This is a genomic window from Nanchangia anserum (genome assembly GCF_015240065.1).
Lineage (GTDB): Bacteria > Actinomycetota > Actinomycetes > Actinomycetales > Actinomycetaceae > Nanchangia > Nanchangia anserum.
The window spans coordinates 1,696,459-1,716,924 of record NZ_CP060506.1; the positions used below are offsets into that span (position 1 = coordinate 1,696,459).

The 20,466-nt window shown below is 69.3% G+C and carries 17 protein-coding genes and 4 pseudogenes; 4 read left to right on the forward strand and 17 right to left on the reverse strand.

The window, feature by feature from the left end:
* Nucleotides 1-2 precede the first annotated feature (2 nt).
* A complete protein-coding gene (locus H8R18_RS07925) occupies nucleotides 3-1,511 on the reverse strand; it encodes an LssY C-terminal domain-containing protein (RefSeq protein WP_191071496.1) in 1,509 nt (502 codons plus the stop codon).
* 93 nt (nucleotides 1,512-1,604) lie between these two features.
* On the opposite strand from H8R18_RS07925, the pseudogene dhaK reads away from it, so the two are divergent.
* From dhaK to dhaM, 3 genes and pseudogenes are all read left to right on the forward strand, one after another.
* Nucleotides 1,605-2,580: pseudogene (gene dhaK, locus H8R18_RS07930) on the forward strand (dihydroxyacetone kinase subunit DhaK).
* Between the two features lie 17 nt (nucleotides 2,581-2,597).
* Nucleotides 2,598-3,200 carry a dihydroxyacetone kinase subunit DhaL gene (gene dhaL / locus H8R18_RS07935; RefSeq protein WP_191071498.1) on the forward strand — a complete coding sequence of 201 codons (603 nt, stop codon included), beginning with the start codon at nucleotides 2,598-2,600 and terminating at the stop codon, nucleotides 3,198-3,200.
* Complete coding sequence (gene dhaM / locus H8R18_RS07940) at nucleotides 3,197-4,294, forward strand: dihydroxyacetone kinase phosphoryl donor subunit DhaM (RefSeq protein WP_191071499.1); 1,098 nt, start codon at nucleotides 3,197-3,199, stop codon at nucleotides 4,292-4,294. Before dhaL ends, dhaM begins: the two co-directional genes overlap by 4 nt.
* Here the strand turns inward: dhaM and H8R18_RS07945 are convergent.
* Both H8R18_RS07945 and H8R18_RS07950 read right to left on the reverse strand, forming a co-directional pair.
* Nucleotides 4,291-5,316, reverse strand: coding sequence for an NUDIX hydrolase (locus tag H8R18_RS07945; RefSeq protein WP_191071501.1), 1,026 nt, complete (start codon nucleotides 5,314-5,316; stop codon nucleotides 4,291-4,293). The two genes, dhaM and H8R18_RS07945, sit on opposite strands and share 4 nt — an antisense overlap.
* Nucleotides 5,317-5,610: 294 nt before the next feature.
* The gene (locus H8R18_RS07950; protein ID WP_194189241.1) at nucleotides 5,611-6,309 is read right to left on the reverse strand and encodes a fumarylacetoacetate hydrolase family protein; all 699 of its coding nucleotides are present in this window, start codon (nucleotides 6,307-6,309) and stop codon (nucleotides 5,611-5,613) included.
* A 214-nt stretch (nucleotides 6,310-6,523) separates the two neighbouring features.
* Between H8R18_RS07950 and H8R18_RS07955 the strand changes: the two genes are divergently transcribed.
* The gene (locus H8R18_RS07955; RefSeq protein ID WP_191071503.1) at nucleotides 6,524-7,651 is read left to right on the forward strand and encodes a zinc-binding dehydrogenase; all 1,128 of its coding nucleotides are present in this window, start codon (nucleotides 6,524-6,526) and stop codon (nucleotides 7,649-7,651) included.
* Here the strand turns inward: H8R18_RS07955 and H8R18_RS07960 are convergent, their stop codons facing one another.
* From H8R18_RS07960 to hpt, 14 genes and pseudogenes are all read right to left on the reverse strand, one after another.
* Nucleotides 7,652-8,833, reverse strand: coding sequence for a glutamate--cysteine ligase (locus tag H8R18_RS07960; protein ID WP_191071504.1), 1,182 nt, complete (start codon nucleotides 8,831-8,833; stop codon nucleotides 7,652-7,654). It lies immediately after the preceding gene.
* 13 nt (nucleotides 8,834-8,846) lie between these two features.
* Nucleotides 8,847-9,635: a glutamine amidotransferase-related protein gene (locus H8R18_RS07965; protein ID WP_191071505.1), complete on the reverse strand. Its 789-nt coding sequence runs from the start codon at nucleotides 9,633-9,635 to the stop codon at nucleotides 8,847-8,849.
* Between the two features lie 66 nt (nucleotides 9,636-9,701).
* On the reverse strand, nucleotides 9,702-10,613 hold the full coding sequence (locus H8R18_RS07970) for a pseudouridine synthase (protein WP_194189242.1): 912 nt from the start codon (nucleotides 10,611-10,613) through the stop codon (nucleotides 9,702-9,704).
* Between the two features lie 7 nt (nucleotides 10,614-10,620).
* Complete coding sequence (locus H8R18_RS07975) at nucleotides 10,621-11,964, reverse strand: AGE family epimerase/isomerase (protein WP_191071507.1); 1,344 nt, start codon at nucleotides 11,962-11,964, stop codon at nucleotides 10,621-10,623.
* Nucleotides 11,965-12,097: 133 nt separating this feature from the next.
* Entirely contained in the window at nucleotides 12,098-12,760 is a 663-nt protein-coding gene (locus tag H8R18_RS07980) for a hypothetical protein (RefSeq protein WP_191071508.1), read from the reverse strand.
* Between the two features lie 47 nt (nucleotides 12,761-12,807).
* Complete coding sequence (locus tag H8R18_RS09340) at nucleotides 12,808-13,185, reverse strand: hypothetical protein (RefSeq protein WP_227712921.1); 378 nt, start codon at nucleotides 13,183-13,185, stop codon at nucleotides 12,808-12,810.
* A gap of 77 nt (nucleotides 13,186-13,262) precedes the next feature.
* A pseudogene (locus H8R18_RS10015) lies at nucleotides 13,263-13,697 on the reverse strand (endonuclease III domain-containing protein); the annotation flags it as partial.
* A 40-nt stretch (nucleotides 13,698-13,737) separates the two neighbouring features.
* Nucleotides 13,738-14,439 carry a DUF3180 family protein gene (locus H8R18_RS10020; protein ID WP_227712910.1) on the reverse strand — a complete coding sequence of 234 codons (702 nt, stop codon included), beginning with the start codon at nucleotides 14,437-14,439 and terminating at the stop codon, nucleotides 13,738-13,740.
* Between the two features lie 1,015 nt (nucleotides 14,440-15,454).
* Nucleotides 15,455-16,369, reverse strand: a pseudogene (gene folK, locus H8R18_RS10025) (2-amino-4-hydroxy-6-hydroxymethyldihydropteridine diphosphokinase); the annotation flags it as partial.
* Complete coding sequence (gene folP, locus H8R18_RS07995; RefSeq protein WP_227712797.1) at nucleotides 16,366-17,226, reverse strand: dihydropteroate synthase; 861 nt, start codon at nucleotides 17,224-17,226, stop codon at nucleotides 16,366-16,368. The pseudogene folK and the gene folP, both read right to left, overlap by 4 nt.
* A gap of 75 nt (nucleotides 17,227-17,301) precedes the next feature.
* On the reverse strand, nucleotides 17,302-17,871 hold the full coding sequence (gene folE, locus H8R18_RS08000; RefSeq protein ID WP_191071512.1) for a GTP cyclohydrolase I FolE: 570 nt from the start codon (nucleotides 17,869-17,871) through the stop codon (nucleotides 17,302-17,304).
* A pseudogene (locus H8R18_RS10030) lies at nucleotides 17,850-18,589 on the reverse strand (hypothetical protein). Before H8R18_RS10030 ends, folE begins: the two are co-directional and overlap by 22 nt.
* Nucleotides 18,586-19,881, reverse strand: a complete 1,296-nt coding sequence (locus H8R18_RS10035) for an ATP-dependent metallopeptidase FtsH/Yme1/Tma family protein (protein ID WP_420846888.1) — start codon at nucleotides 19,879-19,881, stop codon at nucleotides 18,586-18,588. The pseudogene H8R18_RS10030 and the gene H8R18_RS10035 overlap by 4 nt, the downstream one beginning before the upstream one ends.
* Before the next feature lie 28 nt (nucleotides 19,882-19,909).
* Nucleotides 19,910-20,464: a hypoxanthine phosphoribosyltransferase gene (gene hpt / locus H8R18_RS08010; protein ID WP_191071514.1), complete on the reverse strand. Its 555-nt coding sequence runs from the start codon at nucleotides 20,462-20,464 to the stop codon at nucleotides 19,910-19,912.
* Nucleotides 20,465-20,466 lie beyond the last annotated feature (2 nt).

Here is a 20,466-nt window from a genome sequence, read left to right on the forward strand (position 1 = left end):
CGCTACTGGGCACGCACCCACCCGCGTACGCTCGGCGAGGTCAGCGCGAGGATCGCCAGGACGGCGAGTGTTGCCGATATCAGCCACAGACTCGTGTGGACGGCCTGCGTTTGGACGGTCTCGATGAGGCGAACGATCGCCGTCGCCGTCATGACGAGCAGCAGCATGAGGCGCAGCCACTTGCGCCTGAGCAGCGTCCCGACGAGGCACAGCCCCATGATGGCCGTGACGACGAGGAAGCCGATTCCGGCCGCCCGCGAATCGTAGATCGTCAACGGCGCGCCCGTGTCGACCGAGGTCTGCGTCGTCAGCAGGAACCCCGCGAGCGCCAACTCGAGCATGTGCAACCCGACGAGGACGGAGGCGCCGATCATCGCCGGGGGCGGCAGGTGGTGGTCACGCACGCGCGACTTGCCGGCCTCGCGCGCCTCGTTGGCCTTTTCGCGCGAGGACCGCATGACCTTGTCGTGGTCCCACGCGCTGTCCTCGAAGTAGATGAGCCCCTCCTCGTTCATGGCGTTGACGTCGAGGACGGGCATGTGGCCGTCGGTGATGACGCGGTCGCCGCCACCGTTGCGCGAGTGGTAGGCGGTCTGGGCGTCGGCGATGACGGCGACGGACGTGATCGGGCATGAGCGGCGGATGGAGCGCACGACGTGGTCGCGCTCGAGGTCGATGTTCTCGTCGATCTTGTGGGTGACCTGGAACGTGAACAGCGACAGCCCGACGGCCCGGTCGAAGGTCGCCGCCGCCAGCCAGTCGACGCGGTAGCCGCCGGGAAGGACCCAGTCTTCGGGGGCCGGCCAGAACCTGATGTGGTGGCGTTGGGAGGGGTCGCCGTCGACCTCTTGCTGGTAAGAGAAGGCTTGGGAGTGGCCGAAGAGGTAGAGCGGGGAGACGGGGGCCGAGGGGTAGGAGCGGCGGAAGACCGAGGCGAAGACGATCTTCGCGGCCGAGGACAGGGTGATGTCGTCGGCCATCGTCCACCCGGCGGCGCGCATGGCCAGGTGGATGTCTTCTTCCTCGCCGAGGAATGCCAGGTTGATGGGGTCGCCGAGGATCCCGTCGGCGGTGCGCGAGCGCCCGATGTAGTAGTCGGGGACGTAGAGGATCGACAGGATCTGGTGCAGGCGCGGCAGCGCCATGTAGGTGAGGACGATCCAGAAGACGACGAGGTAGACCATGCGGGCGAGCGAGATGTGGAAGCCTTCGCGCAGCAGCACCCACGCGAGCCAGCACGTCGGGATCGCCGAGATGACGACGAAGAGGGAGTCGATGAGCTGGTAGGGCGTCCAGCGGTTCGTCACGCGCAGGGGGACCTTGCGGCCGAGCTTGTAGATGAATTCCTCGACGTCGTCGGGGTTGTCTTGGGGCGTCGTCGGCTCGGCGACGCGTTGCGAGGCCAGCGATCTGCCGGCGGCGACAGCCGCGAGGATCGCGTCGTCGGGGTCGCGGCCGATCAGTGCGGATGCGTGTCGAACCTGCGGGGTCTGGCGGGTCTCCTCACTCATAGCCCCACCCTAGTCGCGCCCCACGCCGTCTCACCGACGCTCCAAAATCCGGCTCTGCCTGACAGCTGCGGTGATGCGAGACACAATAGGGCTATGAAGAAAATCTTGAACTCTGCGGACACTGTCGTCACGGAATTCCTGACGGGCTTCGCGGCGGCCCACCCCGATACCCACCGCGTTGACCTCGATCATCACCTCATCCTGCGTGCCGACGCCGGCCAGATCGACAAGGTCGGCATCGTGTCCGGCGGGGGTTCGGGCCACGAGCCGCTGCACGGGGGCTATGTGGGGCCGGGCATGTTGGATGCCGCGTGCTGCGGCGAGGTGTTTACCTCCCCGGTCCCCGACCAGATTCTCGCGGCAACCGAGGCGGTCGACGCCGGCAAGGGCGTGCTGCACATCGTCAAGAACTACACCGGCGACGTCATGAACTTCGAGATGGCGGCCGAGATGATTGAGGGCACGCGGGTCGAGACCGTCGTCGTCGCCGACGACGTCGCCGTGCAGGATTCGCTGTACACGACGGGTCGACGCGGCGTGGGCGGGACCGTCTTCGTCGAGAAGATCGCCGGCGCGGTGGCCGAGAAGGGGGCGAGCCTCGACGAGGTGACGGCGGTTGCCACCGATGTCTCCGCGCGAGTTCGGTCCTTCGGCGTCGCCCTCACCTCGTGCACCGTTCCCGCGGCCGGCAAGCCGACGTTCGACTGACGAGGCCACATGGAGCTGGGGATCGGCATCCACGGCGAACCCGGGCGCGAGCGCGTTCCCATCGCCTCCGCGCACGACCTCGCCGCCCAGTTGGCGCGCCCCATCCTCGACGATGCCGACTTCACGAGCGATCCCGTCATCGTCATGGTCAACGGCATGGGCGCGACCCCCGCTGCTCGAGCTGTACCTGCTTTACGGGGAGGTCGCGCGGTACCTCGAGGACCACGGTGTGACAATCGCGCGCTGCAAGGTCGGCAACTACATCACGAGTTTGGACATGGCGGGGGCCTCGCTGACGATGGCGCCGGTCACCGACGAGCTGTTGGCGGCGTGGGACGCGCCGTCGCCAGTGTTCCACTAACGAGGGAGATCCCACTGATGGCACTGAGTGTTGACCAGGCCGCGGCCTGGATGGCGAAGGCAGCGCAGCTGATCGAGGCCGACGCCGATCGACTGACCGATCTCGATCGCCAGATCGGCGACGCCGACCACGGGCTAAACGTGCGTCGCGGCTTCCGCGAGGTCGCCACGCTGGATGCCGCGGATTACCCCGATGCCGCGGCGTACCTGAAAAAGGTCGGGATGACCCTCGTCTCGAAGGTCGGCGGGGCCTCGGGTCCCCTCTACGGCACGTTCTTCCTCCGCTTCGCCCAGGCGCTGACGGGTGAGGGTGCCGGCGTCGTCGAGGCGCTAGGAGCCGGCATTGGCGGGATCCAGGCACGCGGGAAGGCCGAGGCCGGCGAGAAGACGATGCTCGAGGCCCTCCTACCGGCCTACGAGGCAGCGCAGGCGCACGCCGGCGAGCGCATGTGGGACGCCGTTGTCGCCGCTGCCGAGCGCGGTGCCGAGGCGAGCGTCGACATGGTGGCGACGAAGGGGCGCGCGTCCTATCTGGGTGAGCGCTCGCGCGGGACGATGGATCCCGGCGCGGCATCGGCCGTCCTCATTCTGCGTGCGGCCAGGGAGGCGATGGGCGCATGACGTGTGGACTCGTTCTCGTCGCCCATTCTCGGCCGCTGGCCGAAGCCGCGCGCGATCTCGCGCTGACGATGACCGGGGGGCGCGACATCGCCCTCGCCGTGGCTGCGGGCAGTGCTGACGGCGGCATCGGCACCGATGCGATGGCCGTCCTCGACGCCGTGAACAGCGTGGCCGAGCGCTGCGATGACGTCCTCGTCTTCGTCGACCTGGGCTCGGCCATCATGAGCGCGCAAACGGCGCTGGAGTTCGCCGAGCCCGACGTCGCCGCCCGCACACACATCTCGCGCGCACCCCTGGTCGAGGGCGTCGTCGCAGCGGCGGCAAAGGCGGCGTTGGGCACCGACTGGCGCGGCGTCGAGGCCGAGGCCCGCCGCGGCCTCAAACCCAAGGAAACGCTCGTTGACGACGACCTCGCCGCCGATCCGACCCCGACGGTCGATGACGTCGACACCGTCGCTGACGAGGGCCTGACCGATCCGCCCCCGGACCCGTTTTCTCCGCTGCTGCCGCGCATGGAATACACCCTGGATCTCAACCCCGAGGGCTACGTGTCAACCGGCGAGGCCGCCCGCGAGCTCGAGCGTTTCGAGGTGGCGCGCGCCCGCGCCGCGGCCGCGCTGGAGCGAATCGCGCGTTCCTACGACGATACGACGGAGGCCGGACGCGAGATCGCGACGATCGTGCGCATGATCGTCGCCCTCGTCAACGACCGGAGGCTATCGCGTATGGCCGCGGCCGATCTGGCCGAGACGCCCGATGCGTTCCGCGTCGTCGAGGAGCGTCTGGATTCCCTGGCCGGGAAGATCGCGGCTGCCCCGACCTCGCAGTTGCGCGAGCAGTCGATCGACGTTCGCCTCGTGTCCCGCCTCATCCTCGGCGCGCTGGCCGAACAGCCGCTGGCTGGCGTGGCAAACGGGCGCGAAATCACGACGCCGTGCGTCATCGTCCTGCCCGAGCTCGACGCCATTTCGGCGGCGCTGCTGCGACCGGGACCGGTGACGGGGGTCGAGGTTCACGGCTATAGCGATACCGGGCACGGCCCGAACATCGCGCGACTGCTGGGCGTTCCCGTGCGGGCGGTGGCTCGCGACTAGACGCGCACGGTTTCCAGGTCGACGACGCGGTCCCTCGGGTCCGCGTCGTCGGCGTATCGGGCCAGATGGACGACGAGGGCTTCGGCCGTGTGCAGCAGCGGGTCGCCCTGGGGCAGTAGCCGCGACAACCGGTTGGGGGTGTAGGGGGCGAGTTCCCCGACGAGAGCGGGGATCGTCGGGCGGTGCACGCACACGACGGTGTTCGCTCCCTCGGGGGTGATGAGGCCGCGGTAGGCCGCCCGCAATGCGGCGGGATCGTTCTTCGCCTCGTCCTCGGTCAACTCGGGCGCCATGTCCATCGGTGCCCCCGTCAGCGTCGCGTAGGGGGCCAGCGTTGCCAGGCAGCGCCGCCACGGCGAGGTGACGAGGTGGTCGACCCCGTAGGCCGACAGCACGGCGCTCACGCGGCCCACCTGGTAGACGCCCCGGCGGGCGAGGGGGCGCTGGCTTTCGGGCTGGTCCGCCCACTCGCTGCGCTTGATCGCCTTGGCGTGGCGAAGCACCAGCAAGCTGCGCGTGGCCAAGCGGCCCGCATCGAGGCGGGTGAGAAGCTCGCTGAGGAGACGCCGATCGCCGCGGCGAGTCAGCAGGCGCATGGCCTTGGCGGGCTTGACCCATCGGACCCGATCGATTTCGCGCTCAGGCGCCCGCTCGGCCGGTGCCCGCGCCAGTAGTGGTGCCTGGGCCAGGTCCGGGGTGGCGATCCAGTAGTGGACTTCCTTCGTCGTGTTGCGCCCGAGCTTGTAGCGCTGCATCGTCAGCCGCGGTCCTAAGCGGACGGGCACCCCGGTTTCCTCCTCGACCTCGCGCGTCGCGCACGCGACGATGTGCTCGCCCGGTTCCTGCTTGCCCTTGGGCCACGACCAGTCGCCGTACTTGGGCCGGTGCACGATGAGGACTTCGATGGATTTGTGGGTGAGTGCGCTCGGATCGGCATCCGTGCCCTCGGCGATGCGCCAGACTACGGCGCCGCCTGCGCGAACGACGCGCGAGGGCGGCGGTGTTGGGCGCGGGCCGGGCATACGTACTCCTCCACGTGGCGAGCCGAGACAGATCAGTTTCTTCTCATGGTAGCGAGTTGGCTGCGCCCTCGCCGGCCTCTATGTCCCACGCAGACATAAGGCGAGGACCCGAGCTGTGCGCCCGGGCCCTCGCCCATGTTCCCCATCTCAAAGAAGCACTCTGTCTCTCGCTAGGCGTTTCTCCTCTTCTCATGTCCCCTACGTCGTCGGGCTTGGCCCGATCGATGTCTTTTACTGTAGGGAGCGCCCCTGGTGAGACCCCGGAACGAAGCTGGGAATTGCCTAGGAAATAAGTCAGCAGGAGCACTCGCCGTCGTCGACGACGGGATTTTCCAGCTCACCGATGTCCTCGACATGGACGGTGACGGTGTCGCCGGAGACGATGGGGCCGACGCCGGCGGGCGTCCCCGTGAGGATGACGTCGCCGGGCATGAGGGTGAACGCGGCGGAGGCGTACGCGATGAGCTCCTCGATGCCGCGCACCATATCGCCGGTGGACCCGTCTTGGACGATCTCGCCGTTGACGCGCGTCGTCACCTGCTTCGGCCCGCGCTGCCACTCCTCGACGGGAACGATCCACGGCCCTAGCGGGCACGCCGTGTCGAAGCCCTTCGCGCGCGCCCACTGTCCATCCGAGCGCTGGGCGTCGCGCACGGAGACGTCGTTGGCGCACGTGAAGCCAGCGATGACGTCCCACGCGCGCTCGGCGGGAATATCCTTGGCGCGGGTACCGATGACGACGGCCAATTCGCCCTCGTAGTGGACGATCTCGGCCCAGCGGGGGCGCACGATGGGGTGGCCGGGGCCGACGACGGTATTCGGCGTCTTGAAGAACAGCACCGGGGTTGGCGGCACTTCACCGTGCATTTCCTCGGCGTGCTTGGCGTAGTTCTTCGCCACGGCGATGACCTTCGAGGGGCGGCACGGCGCCAGCAGCTCGACGGAGTCGTAGTCGATGGACTCGCCCGGCTCGGTCGCGGCGGGGGTCGGCATCGGCGGCGAAGAGATCGCCAGAGAGGGGAAAGACCAGGCCAGCCGCGGTATCGACCCAGGCGTAGGGGCGGGAATCGGGAAGATTGATGCGCGCAAGTTTCATGTGAGCCAGCCTACACTTCGGCGATTTCGCGGGTGTGGCCGGACCACGGCGATGCGACTCCCGTCGGGCCGAACGGCCATTTTTTGCTGAAATTCCGCGTATTTTGGGTATATGCGCGCAGTCAGCTCTGGTGAGGACCCGCAGGGCGGGGTCATCAGCACCCTGGCGCCGGGCGTCGCCCTCACGAACGCTCCCGCACCCGTCGTGACGCCGGGGCAGGCCCTGTTGGCCGTCACCGCCGCCGGAATCAACCGGGCCGATGCCCTCCAGCTTCACGGGGCCTATCCCCCACCGCCCGGGGTCGCCAACATCCCCGGACTCGAGGTGGCCGGCACCGTCCTCAGCGCCGAGCCCACCCTGCGCCAACACACCTCGCTCGACGTCGCCTACGCGATGCACACCCACCAGCAAGTACTCGCGCTGCTGCCGGGCGGCGGCCTCGCCGATCTCGTCGCCGCCGACATGTCGCTGCTGTTGCCCGTTCCCTCGGTGACGAGGGCGCTCAGCGTTCAGCCGGCAACGCCGCATTCTCCTACCCTGACGCTCCAGCCGCTGGCGTGCAGCGAGTCCGTTCGCGCCGTTGCCCTCGTCGAGGCGTGCGCGACGGCCTGGCTCAATCTCAAGATCCTCGGCGACATCCAGCCCGGTCAGCGCGTCCTCATTCACGGGGGCTCCGGCGCCATCGGGACGATCGCCATCCAGCTGGCGGCCCACCTGGGAGCCGAGGTCTACACGAGCGCCGGCTCGCCCGAGCGCGCGGCACTGACGCGGCAGCTGGGCGCCGAACACGCCGTCGACTACCACGACGACCTCGTCGCCGCCATCACCGAGGCGACGCGCGGAGAGGGGGTCGACCTCATTCTCGACGTCACGGGGGCCGGCGGCCTCGAAACCAACCTCAAGCTGTTGGCCCCGGCCGGAACGCTGCTGCTCATGGGGCTACAGCGGGGGGTCGCCGGCACGATCAACCTCAACACGGTCATGACGAAGCGCCTGACTTTGACCGGTGCGACGCTGCGATCGGCGCCGCCGGCGCTGCGTGCGCGCGTCATCGACGACCTCATCCGCCACGTGTGGCCGATGGTCGAGGCCGAGCAGATCTTGCCCGTCATCGACCACGTCTACCCGCTGGATAAGTGCGGGGACGCCTTCGCTCGCCTGGCGCCGAAGTGGTTTGGCGACCCCGTGGGGACGTACGCGTGCACGCGCCCCTTCGGGAAGATGGTCGCCGAGATCTAGCTAGCGACGCGGCACGTGGACGCCGCGGGCCCGCGAGACGAATGTCGACGGGTCCAGCGGGGTGTCGGCCTTCGTCTCGGCCTGGAGGAAGTCGACGACGGCCTCGAGCGAACCCGCTTTTTCCCACACGGCGCGCTGGCGCTGGTAGCCGACACCGATGCGCACGAGGTCGCCGATCCAAGCGAGGTCGTCCTCGCAGCCGAGGTCGCGCGCCGCCGGCGCCAGCTCTTCGAGCCATCCCGCCAGGGTCTCGCGCAGGGGTGCCTCGTCGCCGTGGGCGTTCTCGATGAGAGTCGCCTCCATGCCGTAGCGCGCCGCGCGCCACCGGTTTTCGGCGACGTACCATTCGGGTTGCATCGGCAGGTCGTGCCCGGCGTCCAGCAGCCGCGATCCCGTCTCGACGAGCGACTGGATGAGCGCGGCGTAGGCGCGCACCTCCTTCGTGTTCGACGACGCGTCGCCCACGCGGACCTCGAGCGTGCCAAATTTCGGCGACGGGCGAATGTCCCAGCGGATTTCATCGAAGCACGTGATGATACCCGTCTTCGTGAGGTCGTCGGTGAAGGATTCCAGCTGCTCCCAGCGCTCGAATTGGCGCGGCTGACCGGCCGTCGGCAACTGCTGGAAGACCATCGCGCGGTTGTCGCAATAGCCGGTGTCGACGCCTCCCCAATAGGGCGAGGAGGCGAAGAGGGCCTGGATGTGGCCGAGTTTCGTCGCGACGTATCCCAGCAGGGGAAGCAGCTTCGCCCGGTCCTCCACGCCGACGTGAACGTGGGTGCCGAACAGCAGCATCTGCTGACCCCAGTATTGGGTGCGCGAGACGAGGTTGAGGTAGCGCGCCGAATCGGTGACGAGCTGGTAGGTCGGGTCGGCGAACGGGTGCGAGCCGGCCGAGGTCAACTCGACGTGCAGCGCATCCGAGAACGGCCGCACGAGTGCCGCGCCCTCCTCGAGGTCGCTGATGCACTCAGCCACCGTCGCGCGCGGGCGCGACGTCACCTCGACAGTGTTGAGCAGCATTTCCTTGTGAATGAGCCCGTTATTCGGGTGTTCGCGCTCGACCGCCTCGAGGATCGCCGCGCCGCATTGGCGCAAATCATGCGATTCACGGTCGACGAGCTGAAGTTCCCATTCGATACCGAGCGTCGACCGTGGGGACTGGGCAAAATCCAACACCATGGCGCTCTCCTCCTCACACGGCGGCGGGGGTCGTCACCGACCCGTATCCACGATAGCGGTCAACAAACGCCGAGATCATGGCGTTTGAACTGGTCACGTCCTGGCTCATGCACCGATCGATGACGTCGCGGGCCTCGTCGGCGTTGTAGTAGTGGCCGGCGTAGGTGTCGATGCGCAGCTTCATCCCGGCTGTCGTGATCTCCGGGTGGAACTGGGTGCCGTAGACGTTGTCGCCCCACCGCAGCAGCTGCTGGGTGCAGTACTCGCCGCGCCCCAGCAGCGTCGCGCCGGGCGGGGTGCGCTCGAGCGCGTAGGTATGGCCGACAAACGAGCGAATGGTCGGGGCGAGGCCGCGGCACACGGGGTCGGCGGCCGCTGCCTCACCGAGGTGGACGCTGACGGCCTGGAGGTCCTCGGGCACCGTGTCGATGAGCCGCTCGCCCTGGGCGACGGCCAGCATCTGTAGCCCGTAACACAGACCCAGCGTCGGGATATCGCGCTCGATCAGGGTGCGCGCGAGCCGCGCGACGCGGGCGTACATGTGGGCGCGGGCGGGGTCACTCGCCTCGTTCTCCTCGACTGCCGAGTACGGTGAGCCCGAAATGATGACGCCGGCGTAGGCGTCGAGATCGAGGTCGCGCGCCGGGTCGACGTCGGGGTCCTCGAACAGCATGAGCGAGTGCAGCGACTCCCCCTCGCGCAACCCACCGAGGCGTTCGATGGTCGCGCGCTCGTCGTCAGCGATCACCCCGGCGGGGCGGCACTGCACGAACACGAACGGTGCGGGCGAGACGTGACACATGGGACACAGCCTAAAGTCAGCCCGGACATGTCGCCTGTTGGCGCTCACCGATGAGACCAACGCCGCTCACTGCGTGCAGGCGCGAAGCGGCCACCATCGCGGGACAGGTGCGGCCGCGCTGATGCGACCGGCCGGCCCGTCACAGGTCAGACTCGCCGCGTGCAGGGCGAGACGATCGGACGCGGGATCGGGGATGGGGCCGTAGAGCGGATCGCCGAGGATGGGATAGCCCGCGTGCGCGAGCGTCACCCGCAGCTGGTGGCGGCGCCCACCCTCGGGTCGCAGCTGCCACAGCGCGTGTTCCCCATCGACGGCGAGGACCCGCGCCCGCGTATACGTCGGCACGCCGCGCGGATCGACCGCGACGATGCCACCGCGCTTCGGCGCCAGCAGGTGCGGCCGCCACGTCGCCTCGTCGCCGACGTTGAGCCCGCTCCGGCGCGTCAGCGCGAGGTAGGTCTTTTCGACCCGACGCTCGGCGAATGCCCGCTGATAGTGAGCGCGGGCGCGCGGATCGGTGACGAGGAGGAGGCAGCCGGTCGTCAGCCGGTCGAGGCGGTGAGCGGGAACGACGTCGTCGATTCCCCACTGGCGCCGGGCCGCGACGACGACCGAGCGGGCGACGAACGCCCCGCGCGGTGCCGTCGAGATCCCGCCCGGCTTGTCGACGATTCGGGCATCGTCGCCGCGCCACAGCTCGATCAGGGGATGCGGCCACCCGGGTTCGTCGGGTGCCGCGGAGTGGATGAACACCCGCTGGCCGGCCGCGATGATGTCGCCGGGATCGATGCGCTTCCCGCCGGCATCGACGACGTCGCCGCGACGAAACGCCGCCGCCACCTCCCAGGTGCGCCGATGCGCGGTGAGAGTGGCGAGCGCCTCGGCAACGACCTCGCCGGCCTCGCCAGCCCGTGCCACGCGAACGGGGCGGGGGTTAAGGCCGGCGCGCGGCGGGGGTACCAGGCGGCGTCTGCTCACGAGTTCACTAGTGTCGGCGCAGCTTGCCGAACAATCCGCGCGGGCGCACGGGTTCGGCGACCGGGGTCCACTCGGGCTTGTCGAGCTTGTTCGTCGCCAGGGCCATCGACAGCGACGGCGTCAGCGGCAGTCGCGGCAGCAGCAGCGCCTGGACGGCGTGGTAAATCGTCTCGCGACGCGCGGCATTGACCATGTCGATCGCCTCGTTGTGACGGTTGAGCTTGGCAACCACCGATCCGTCCGCGCCCAGCAGGTAGCGGGCCGCGTAGTCGATCCACGCGTGGTAGCAGTGCTCGTAGTGCTCCATGTCTCCCATCGTCCGCTCGCCGTTGGCCGAGGTTCGGTACAGGGTCACGGCGGCGTTGATCGCCTCGAAACACACCCACGCCAATCGATCGTGAATGAGCGTCTTGCCCTCGGCGTCGACCGTGAAGGCGAAGCCCTCAGCACCGTCGCGGCGCCACGCGTCGACGCGGGCGCGCTCGAAGATTTCCGTCGCCCCCTCGAGCATCCAGTCTTCGAGGTCGTGCCCGGCCTCGTGCCACATCGCGCGCGCTTCCAGCAACAGCCGGACGAATTCGAACGAGTGCCCGACGGCGTGGCCGTAAGCGCGATGGGGATCGGCCGGGTCGTCGGCGTGATAGTCGGGCTGGTAGCGCCACTGCGCGTCAAAGTGTTCGGGCACGCGCCACGAATACGTCCGGGCCTCCTCGACGACGCGACGCAGAATGCGCACGGCCCGCTCGAGCCAGATGCTCTCGTGGGTGACATCCGCGGCAACGAGCAGCGCTTCGACCGTGTGCATGTTGGAGTTCATGCCCCGGTAGGCCTCGCACACGGAATAGTCGCGCGTGTAGGACTCGCAGACCATGCCAGCTTCGTCGTCCCACCAGTGCTCGTCGTGATCGCGCAATACGTCGCGCAGCAGCTCGTGAGCGTTATTGCGGTTCGCGGCCGTCGCCGTCGCCGCTGCCAGCATGACAAATGCCGTGGAATACGACCGCTTATCGTCGTGCCCCTGCGCCGGGCGGACCTTGCCGTCGACCAGCCGCGGCTCGATCGCGTCAAACCAGCCCCCGTACTCGCGGTCCCAGAAATACTCGCGCAAACACGTGATGCCGTGTGCGGCGAGGCGGCGGCAGCCCGGCAACCCCAACAGGACCCCGAGGGAATAGATGTGCGTCATCCGGGCGGTGATGTAGAGCTGGACCGGCGCATCGGCGTGAACATTGCCCTCGGCATCCATCGTCCCGAACCCCGTGGGCACCTCGGAGCGGGCGCCATACGCCATCAGCTGACGCATGTGCGCCGAGAGCCACTGGACGTGTTCGATCGAGTCAAACCAACTCATGATGCTGTCAGACCTCGCGTCGTTGTATCGGACTGGCACGGCCGGCACGTCGTGTGCCCTGGGCCACTATCCATCCTATCGGCGCGCTGGCGAGCGCCGCGGGCCTTAGGGCCGGGATCCGCCACCGATCCGGCTACTGCGAGGAGGCCGCCCCGGTCACGGTCAACTGGGCGACGGAGCCGACCGGCTTGCCGTCAAGCACGAGCTGAAGGCCGTAGATGCCGGCCTCGACCGGACCCGTGGCCGCGCACGACCCTGCGGCGTCCGCGTGCGTCTGCCCGTCCCACGTGAATTCTGTATCCCAGGAGACGCCGGCGCCGAACAGCAGGCGCTTGGTGTCGTCTTCGGCGCACGCGCTCGAGTCGTAGACGGTCGTCTTGTCCTTGGTGATCCGCAGCCCCAGCTTCGTCGGCGACGCGTTCGCCAAACAGGGCTGAGCGCCACGCGCGGGGGCCACCTTCGCCGCGATCGTCGTCTTCCAGCCCGGCTGAATGACCGCCGGATCCGCGCTAAGGGTGGCGGTGAGCATCGACGCGTCGCAGGTCACCGGCGACGTCGTCGGGTTCACGGTGGGAGTCTCGGCCGCCTGATCCTGGGCATCGACGCCGGCGCGCACGAGTGAACGTACGACGCTCACCGCACCGACGATGAGGGCAATGACGAGAACGAAGATGACTACGGCGGCGATACGGCGGCGCCGATACACCGAGGCCGGCAGCCGTTTCGACGAGGTCGGGCGGGCCGACGCGGGACGCCGCCCACCCGGACGCTTCGGGGGCCTACTGGTGCTCGTCATAGGTGCAGCTTATCCAGGCGACCCCGACGCCCGCCCGGACCACGCCGTCAGCGCGGCAGGCTCACCCGCTCGCCTTCGATCGTCACCAGGTGGTCGCGTTCGAGCGCGAGCAGCGCCCGCCGCGCCTGGGAATCGTCGGCGGCCTGAGGCAGGCGGCCCGCCGCAATGACGCGCTCGAGGGGCTGCGGGCTCGACGTCTCGCGCAACAGGTCGAGGATGCGCCCGCGGGCCTGGCGATCCGTGCCGACGTAGCGCTGCCGAGCGAGAGGCTGCTCGCGCACAGGCGAACCGGCATCGCGCCACGCGCACCAGGCCTCGACCGGGCATCGCGAACATTCCGGAGTCCGGGCGCGGCACACCAGGGCGCCGAGCTCCATGACCTGCGCCGTCCACGCGCTCGCGGCGGCGTCCTCGCTCGGCCACACGGCTTCGGCGCGGGCCGTTCCTCGCGGGTGGCCGCCCCGGCGGGCTGGTCGCTGCCGCCGAACAGGCGCGCGATCACGCGCCGAATGTTCGTGTCGAGCGGGATGGCGCGGCGCCCGAATCCGAATGTGCTCACCGCTGCCGCCGTATACGGCCCGACCCCGCTGAGGCGGCGAAGCCGATCCTCGATATCAGGCGGAGCCGCCGCGCCAGCGTCGGCGGCCGGCAGGGTCATGAGGTGGGCCAGCTCGCGATCCTCGCTCATCGTCGCCGCAGCCGTGCGCAGGTAGAGGGCGCGGCGGGGATAGCCGAGCTTGCCCCACTGGCGAACGACGTCGGCAGGCGAGGCCGCGGCGACGTCGGTCGGGCGCGGCCACCGCCGCATCCACGCGTTCCATGCCGGCTCGACGCGGGTCATGGGAGTTTGTTGCGCCATGACCTCGGATACGAGGACGCCCCACGGGGTGCGTTCGGGCGGCGGAACGGAAAATCCCTGCCCGCCGAGGCGAACCATGCCGCCAGCGCCTGCCGGATCTCGGCGGTATCAGCCTCGCTCATGCCGGCGATGCCTGGACGCCGGCACCGCCCGAGACGTCGTCGTCATCGTCGTCGATGATGCACCACGACTCGACGAGAACGGCGATGACGGTGACGACGATCCCGGCGATGCCCGTCACCGCCGAACCGATGGCCTGTTCGCGCATCATCTGGGAGTCGCCGCTCAGCAGGGCGACGGCGCATTGGGCGGCCATGTGGCCGCTGAGCAGGGCTCCGACGATCGCGGCGGCATGGGCCGTGAGCGCGATCGTCGCCGCCTGGGTCGGCGTGACCCGCGTGGGCTTGCGCTGCTTCAGCTTGAGCACTCCGCGCCCGGCCTGAATGAGGCCAAGCGCCGCGAGCGCGACGGGCACGGCCAGAAAGGGGCTGACGAGCAGGGGTGTTCCACCGCGACTGACCAGGGTCCACGTGAGGACGAAGGAGACGATGCCGGCCACGATGGCGATCGCGGCGATGAGGGGGCGCCGCAGCCGCGTCACTGGGCCGAGTCCTCGGGGTCGCGCTGGGGCATCGCCGGGATGGTGCCGGTCGTCGTCGGGCGCATGATGGCGGGCTGCTTCGTCCCAGTTTGCGCCGCGGCGTCGGCAATGTCGGCCTGGCTGATCTCTTGGGTCTGCGGCGGTTCCGGAATGTCGTCGAGCAGGGGCGGCGGGGGCGTCGCCTGCGCCTCGTCGGTGTCCGTGCGCGCGTGCGGGCATGGGGAGATTCGTCGTCCGTGGGTTGGCCGACCGACGCGTCGGGGGCGGGGGCCGGCGGCGCGCTCGGTGTCTGGGGGGCCGCGTCGGTTGCCCAGTCGGCACCGGACTTTTCGAGTTTCTGCGCCAGGCCCGCGGGCAGGGCGACGACGGGGTCCTCGGCAGCGGGTGGGGGGACCGGGGCGAACTCGTGCATCCGGTCCTTGAGGGACTGGCGAGTGGGGTTGGCGACGGGTTCGGGTGCGGGGCGGGGAACCTCGGGCTCGTGGTCGGCGAGATCTTTCAGCGAGATCGGCTGGGTCGGCTCGCCCTCGTCATCGTCATCATCCTCCTCCGCCGGGGCCTGCTCCGCGGGGGCGGGCGCCGGGTCGGCGGGCGCGGGAGGAGCGGGAAGCACGGGGTCACCAGCGGTGTCGGCGTCTGCGGCGGCGTCGGTGTCGTCGGCGTCGACTTGCTCGAGGGCAGCCGTGTCGAGTTGGCGCAGCGACCGCGTATTCACGCCCTCCACGGCGGTGTCGGCGTCATCGACGATCACGGGATCGGCGGGAGCGGGCAGAGATGCCGGCAGGGCAGGCGGTGCCGGTTCGGCTTCGACGACCTCGACGGGCTGGTTCGAGGCGGGCGAGCCGGCGAAGAACGCCTTGATGCGCTGCCACAGCGATGGCTTGGGCGCAGGCGCGCTCGCCTCCTCGGCTGCGTCGGTTTCCTCCACGGCCGGCGTGCTCACGCCCGAGATGCCCAGGGGCGCGGCCGGGGTCGTGGGCCGCTCGAGGCTCAGTAGCGGGTCGACCGGCCCCTCGGCGAGGACGACGGATTCGGGATCGTCGAGGATGCGTGCCGGCTGGTCGTCACGCACGGCCTCCCACTTGGGCAGTGGCAGCGGTTCGAGGTCGGCGAGCGCGACCTTGCGCACCAGCCAGTTCGGGTCGATCGAGCGTATGCCCGCGCGATCGGGGGCCTCCTCGACCAGCTCGGCGATCGGGCCGACTCCAGCCAGGTGTGCCTCGGGGCGAATGAAGTACCACGGCGCCAGGACAAAGGCGCGCTGGCCCGCGCGCGGGTGCGGCAGGGTCAGGCTCGGGTCCTCGGAGCGCACGCCCTCGTAGGAGATGATGTCGATGTCGAGGGTGCGCGGCCCCCATTCTTCGTCGCGGGTGCGGCCGTGGCGGTCCTCCAGCGTGTGCGCCGCAGCCAGCAGCTCGCGCGGGGACAGCATGGTCTGGACGAGGACGATGACGTTGGCGTAATCGGGCTGAGAGGGCTGGTCGGGCCGCAGGACCGCTGCCGTGCGCACGAGCGGGGACACCTCGGTGACCCCGATGCCGTCCCAGTGGTCGAGTTCGCCAACGACCTCGCGCAGCGTCTGCTCGCGCTCGCCGAGGTTGGCCCCAAGCGACAGCACGACCGAACGCGGCTTGTCGGGCGCGCGGTCGAGGCCGGGGAAGTCCGCGCTATCGCGGCTGGCGGCGCCGTGTTCCATCCAGTCGCGCGGCTCCTCGTCTTCTCGCGGGTCCGTCGCGGGCTCCGCGGGTTCTGGGAGGTCGTCGAGTCCGGCCCACACGGTCACGGCGACGTCGCCGAGCGGCGGGTCGAGCGGGGCCTCGGGCTTGTGCACGCGCACGCGCACGGCGCGCACCTGCGGGAAGTCGAGGACGCGCTGGGCGATCACGTCGGCCAGCGATTCGATGAGGTTGTGGGGGTCTCCCTCGAGGACGTCACGCACGGCCTCGGCGATGACCGAGTAATCGGCGGTGTCGTCGACGCGGTCCGATTCACGGGCCGCGCGCAGGTCGCAGTACATGTCGATGTCAGCGATGAACGTGTGCGCGGCCTCGCGCTCGGCGGGGTAGACGCCGTGGCGTCCCTGTCCCGTGATGCCGGCCAGCTGGATGCAGTCCAGCCCCATCAGGGCGCGATGAGAGATCCCGTTCATGCGTGCTCCTTCCACATGCGCCCGACCCGGACGGCCTGGACGCTTGGCGCAACGTCGTGGACGCGTACCGCCCAGGCTCCCGCCGCCGCGACGAGGGCGCTGACCGCGGCCGTTGCCGGATCGCGCTGCTGGGCCTCCTCGCCGCCACACGCGGCGAGGAATCGTTTTCTGCTGGCACCGATGAGGACGGGGAAACCCGTGTCGCGCAGCCGCGCGGTCGCGGCCGCCAGGTGCCACGACTGCTCCGTGGTCTTCGCGAATCCCAGCCCCGGGTCGATGATGACGCGACCGAGGTCGACGCCGGCCTCGGCCAGGTCGCGCAGGCGGTGTGCGAGTTCGCACAGCACGCCGGTGACGACGCCATCGGGGTAATCGCAGTGAGCGTCCATCGTCGCCGGGGTGCCCCGCCAATGCTGGGCAACGTAGCCCACCGAGGACGCCGCAATGACCGTCCCCATCTGGGGGTCGGCCGTGCCGCCGGAGACGTCGTTGATGAGGAGAGCGCCGGCATCAATGGCCCGGCGCGCCACACCGGCGTGAAGCGTGTCGACCGAAACGGCGTGCCCGTCACGGACGAGCCGGGTGAGAACGGGACCAACCCGGCGCCATTCCTCGGCCTCGTCGACGTCCGGCGCACCCGGGCGCGTGGACTGGCCACCGATGTCAATGATGTCGGCGCCGCTCGCGCGCATCTGCTCGGCGTGGGCGCAGGCCGCACCCGGATCGGCGTAGGCCCCGCCGTCGGAAAATGAATCGGGGGTGACGTTGAGAATTCCCATGACGAGGCACCGCTCGCCACCGCGGATCGGAGCCGGGAGGCGCCCTGCGGTCGGTTCGGGGAAGTCGACGTCACTCACGGTTTGAGTCTACCCGTATCGGGTCTATCCTCCCCGTGACATCGACGCGCTCGCGTGGCAAAACCCAGGCGAGAGCTACTGCCTAGCCCCGAGGATAAGGCTCATGACCTCCCCGCGGGTGCGCTCGTCGGAGCGCATGAGGCCGCGCAGCGCCGAGGTGATCGTGCGCGAGCCCGGTTTCTGGATGCCGCGCATCGTCATGCACAGGTGCTCCGCCTCGCACACGACGGCAACCCCGCGCGGGGCCAGGCGCTCGTCCACCGCGTCGGCGACCTGACTCGTCAGCCGCTCTTGCACCTGGAGACGGCGCGCGTAGCCGTCGACGACGCGGGCGAGCTTGCTCAGGCCCGTCACTCGCCCGTCGGAGGGGACGTAGGCGACGGCCGCGGTGCCAAAAAACGGCAGCATGTGGTGCTCGCACAGCGAGTAGAACGGGATGTCGCGCACGAGCACCATCTCGTCGTGCCCCAGGTCGAACGTCGTCGCCAGGGCCTGCGACGGGTCGGCCTCGGCCCCGGACAAGATCTCGCGGTAGGCCCGGGCCATCCGGTCGGGGGTGCCGGCCAGCCCGTCGCGATCGGGGTCCTCCCCCACCGCGACCAGCAGGTCGCGCACCGCCCGTCTCACGCCGTCGGCGTCGTACACGGCCTACTCCGGGTACTCGATCTCGGGCGGGACCGGGGCGGTGGGAACGACCTCGTCGGACTCCCCCACCGGGTTGCCGAGGCGGGCACCGGGCACGGCCCGGCCGACCCGTACGACCACACGTCGCGCTCGGGCTGCTTGACGACGTTCGCCCACAGCTCGTCGAGCTGGCCCTCAAGCAGTGTCTCCTTCTCCATGAGCTCGCGCGCGAGGGTGTCGAGGACGTCGCGGTTGCGGGTGAGGATCTCCCACGCCTCGCGGTTTGCCGCATCCAGCAGGGCGCGGACCTCGGAGTCGATCGTCGCGGCGATGTCCTCGGAGTAGTCGCGTGGGCCACGGCCCCCGCCCATGCCGATCGCCGAGGTGTCCTCGCTGCCAAACTTGACCGTGCCGATCTTCGACGACATGCCGTAGTCGGTGACGAGCTTGCGCGCCGAGGCCGTCGCCTTGTCGATGTCGTTGGCGGCACCCGTCGACGGGTCGCGGAAGACGATCTCTTCGGCGACGCGCCCGCCCATGGCGTAGACGAGTTCGTCGAGAATCTGGTTGCGCGTCTTGTTGTAGCGGTCCTCGCTGGGCATGACCATCGTGTACCCGAAGGGCGCGCCCGCGGCAGAATCGTGATCTTCGTGACCGGGTCGGTGTAGCGCAACGCGGCCGCACACAGGGCGTGGCCGCCCTCGTGGTAGGCGGTGACGAGCTTGTCGTGGTCGTTCATGACCCGGGTGCGCTTTTGCGGACCGGCGATGACGCGATCGATCGCCTCGTCCACCGCGCGGTGTCGATGAGGTCGGCGTTCGAGCGCGCCGTCAGCAGCGCCGCCTCGTTGAGGACGTTCGCCAAGTCGGCACCGGTGAACCCGGGCGTGCGCTTGGCGATCTGCTCGAGGTCGACGTCCTTTGTCATCGGCTTGCCGCTGGCGTGAACCCGCAAGATCGCCGCGCGCCCCTTGAGGTCGGGCGCCTCGACGTTGACCTGGCGGTCAAAACGCCCCGGACGCAACAGGGCGGGGTCGAGGACGTCGGGGCGGTTCGTGGCCGCGATGAGGATGACGTTCGTGGATTCGTCGAAGCCGTCCATCTCGACCAGCAGCTGATTGAGCGTCTGTTCGCGCTCGTCGTTGCCGCCACCCATACCGGCGCCACGGTGACGACCGACGGCGTCGATCTCGTCGACAAAGATGATGGCCGGAGAGTTTTCCTTTGCCTGCTCGAACAGGTCGCGCACGCGCTGGGCGCCAACGCCGACGTAGAGTTCGACGAATTCCGAGCCCGACATCGAATAGAACGGCACGCCGGCCTCGCCGGCCACGGCCTTCGCCAGCAGCGTCTTACCCGTTCCCGGCGGGCCGTAGAGCAGCACGCCCTTGGGGATGCGCGCCCCCACGGCGCGGAACTTCTGGGGGGCCGACAGGAATTCGTGGATTTCGCGCAGCTCCTCCACGGCTTCCTCAGCACCGGCGACGTCGGCGAACGTCACGCGCGGGCGGTCCGCCGCGGCCGACTTGGCCTTGGACTTGCCGAATCCCCCGCCGGGGCCAAACATGCCCCCGGCCGACATCCGCGACGACACCAGCCACATGGCGCCGATGAACAGGCCCACCATGACGACGATCTGGAGCAGCGACTGCCACCAGCCGCCCGTCGGCACCACCGAGTCGTAGCCGTTCTTCGGGTCGGCCTTCTCGACGAGCTGAGCCACCTGCTCGGCCTGGGCGCGGGTGTAGGTGAACGTCACGCGATCGGTCGGCGAGGGCTTGACCAGCGTCATCTGGTCGTCGCGAGACTTCGGCGTGTACTTCTTCGACAGGTCGAGCACGACCGTCTGGGTGCCGTCGTTGACGACGGCCCGCTTCACCGTGCCGGATTTGAGGACGCTCACGCCCTCCGAGGTGTCAACCGTCGTCGGCGCCATCAGCTGGCTGATGACCCACATCGCGATCAAGAGGATCGCCAGCGGCACGAGCCACCGGGCGAAGCGCATGGGGGTCTTCTTTTTTGTCGTCGCCATAGGTCCTCGCGGATCGAAAAAGAGGGAGCTACTTTTCGTACACGTGCGGGTTCAACAACCCGACAAAGGGCAAGTTGCGGTAGCGCTCGGCGTAGTCGAGGCCGTAGCCCACCACGAACTCGTTAGGAATATCGAAACCGACGTACTTGACGTCGATGTGGACCTTCGCCGCATCGGGCTTGCGCAGCATCGTCGCGATCTCGACCGAACGTGCCCCGCGCGAACGCAGGTTCGCCAGCAGCCACGACAGGGTCAGCCCCGAATCGATGATGTCTTCGACGATGAGGACGTCGCGGCCCTGCACGTCGGCGTCGAGGTCCTTGAGGATGCGCACGACGCCCGACGACTTCGTGCCCGACCCGTAGGAGGACACGGCCATCCAGTCCATCGCAACGTGACGATTGAGGTGGCGCGATAGGTCGGCCATGACCATGACCGCGCCCTTGAGGACGCCGACCAGCAGCAGCTCGCGCCCCTCGTAGTCGCGCTCGATCTGTCGAGCCATCTCGTCGAGCTTGTCGGAAATCTCGCGCTCACTAATGAGGACGGTCTTGAGGTCGTCACCCAGCTGATTCGCTTCCACGT

Bases quoted from the DNA above. Each gene is read 5' to 3' on its own strand.
- H8R18_RS07925 (WP_191071496.1), bottom strand. From the start codon at position 1,511: ATGAGTGAGGAGACCCGCCAGACCCCGCAGGTTCGACACGCATCCGCA.
- dhaL (WP_191071498.1), top strand. From the start codon at position 2,598: ATGGCACTGAGTGTTGACCAGGCCGCGGCCTGGATGGCGAAGGCAGCG.
- dhaM (WP_191071499.1), top strand. From the start codon at position 3,197: ATGACGTGTGGACTCGTTCTCGTCGCCCATTCTCGGCCGCTGGCCGAA.
- H8R18_RS07945 (WP_191071501.1), bottom strand. From the start codon at position 5,316: ATGCCCGGCCCGCGCCCAACACCGCCGCCCTCGCGCGTCGTTCGCGCA.
- H8R18_RS07950 (WP_194189241.1), bottom strand. From the start codon at position 6,309: ATGCCGACCCCCGCCGCGACCGAGCCGGGCGAGTCCATCGACTACGAC.
- H8R18_RS07955 (WP_191071503.1), top strand. From the start codon at position 6,524: ATGCGCGCAGTCAGCTCTGGTGAGGACCCGCAGGGCGGGGTCATCAGC.
- H8R18_RS07960 (WP_191071504.1), bottom strand. From the start codon at position 8,833: ATGGTGTTGGATTTTGCCCAGTCCCCACGGTCGACGCTCGGTATCGAA.
- H8R18_RS07965 (WP_191071505.1), bottom strand. From the start codon at position 9,635: ATGTGTCACGTCTCGCCCGCACCGTTCGTGTTCGTGCAGTGCCGCCCC.
- H8R18_RS07975 (WP_191071507.1), bottom strand. From the start codon at position 11,964: ATGAGTTGGTTTGACTCGATCGAACACGTCCAGTGGCTCTCGGCGCAC.
- H8R18_RS07980 (WP_191071508.1), bottom strand. From the start codon at position 12,760: ATGACGAGCACCAGTAGGCCCCCGAAGCGTCCGGGTGGGCGGCGTCCC.
- H8R18_RS10020 (WP_227712910.1), bottom strand. From the start codon at position 14,439: ATGCCCGCACGCGCGCACGGACACCGACGAGGCGCAGGCGACGCCCCC.
- H8R18_RS10035 (WP_420846888.1), bottom strand. From the start codon at position 19,881: ATGGCGACGACAAAAAAGAAGACCCCCATGCGCTTCGCCCGGTGGCTC.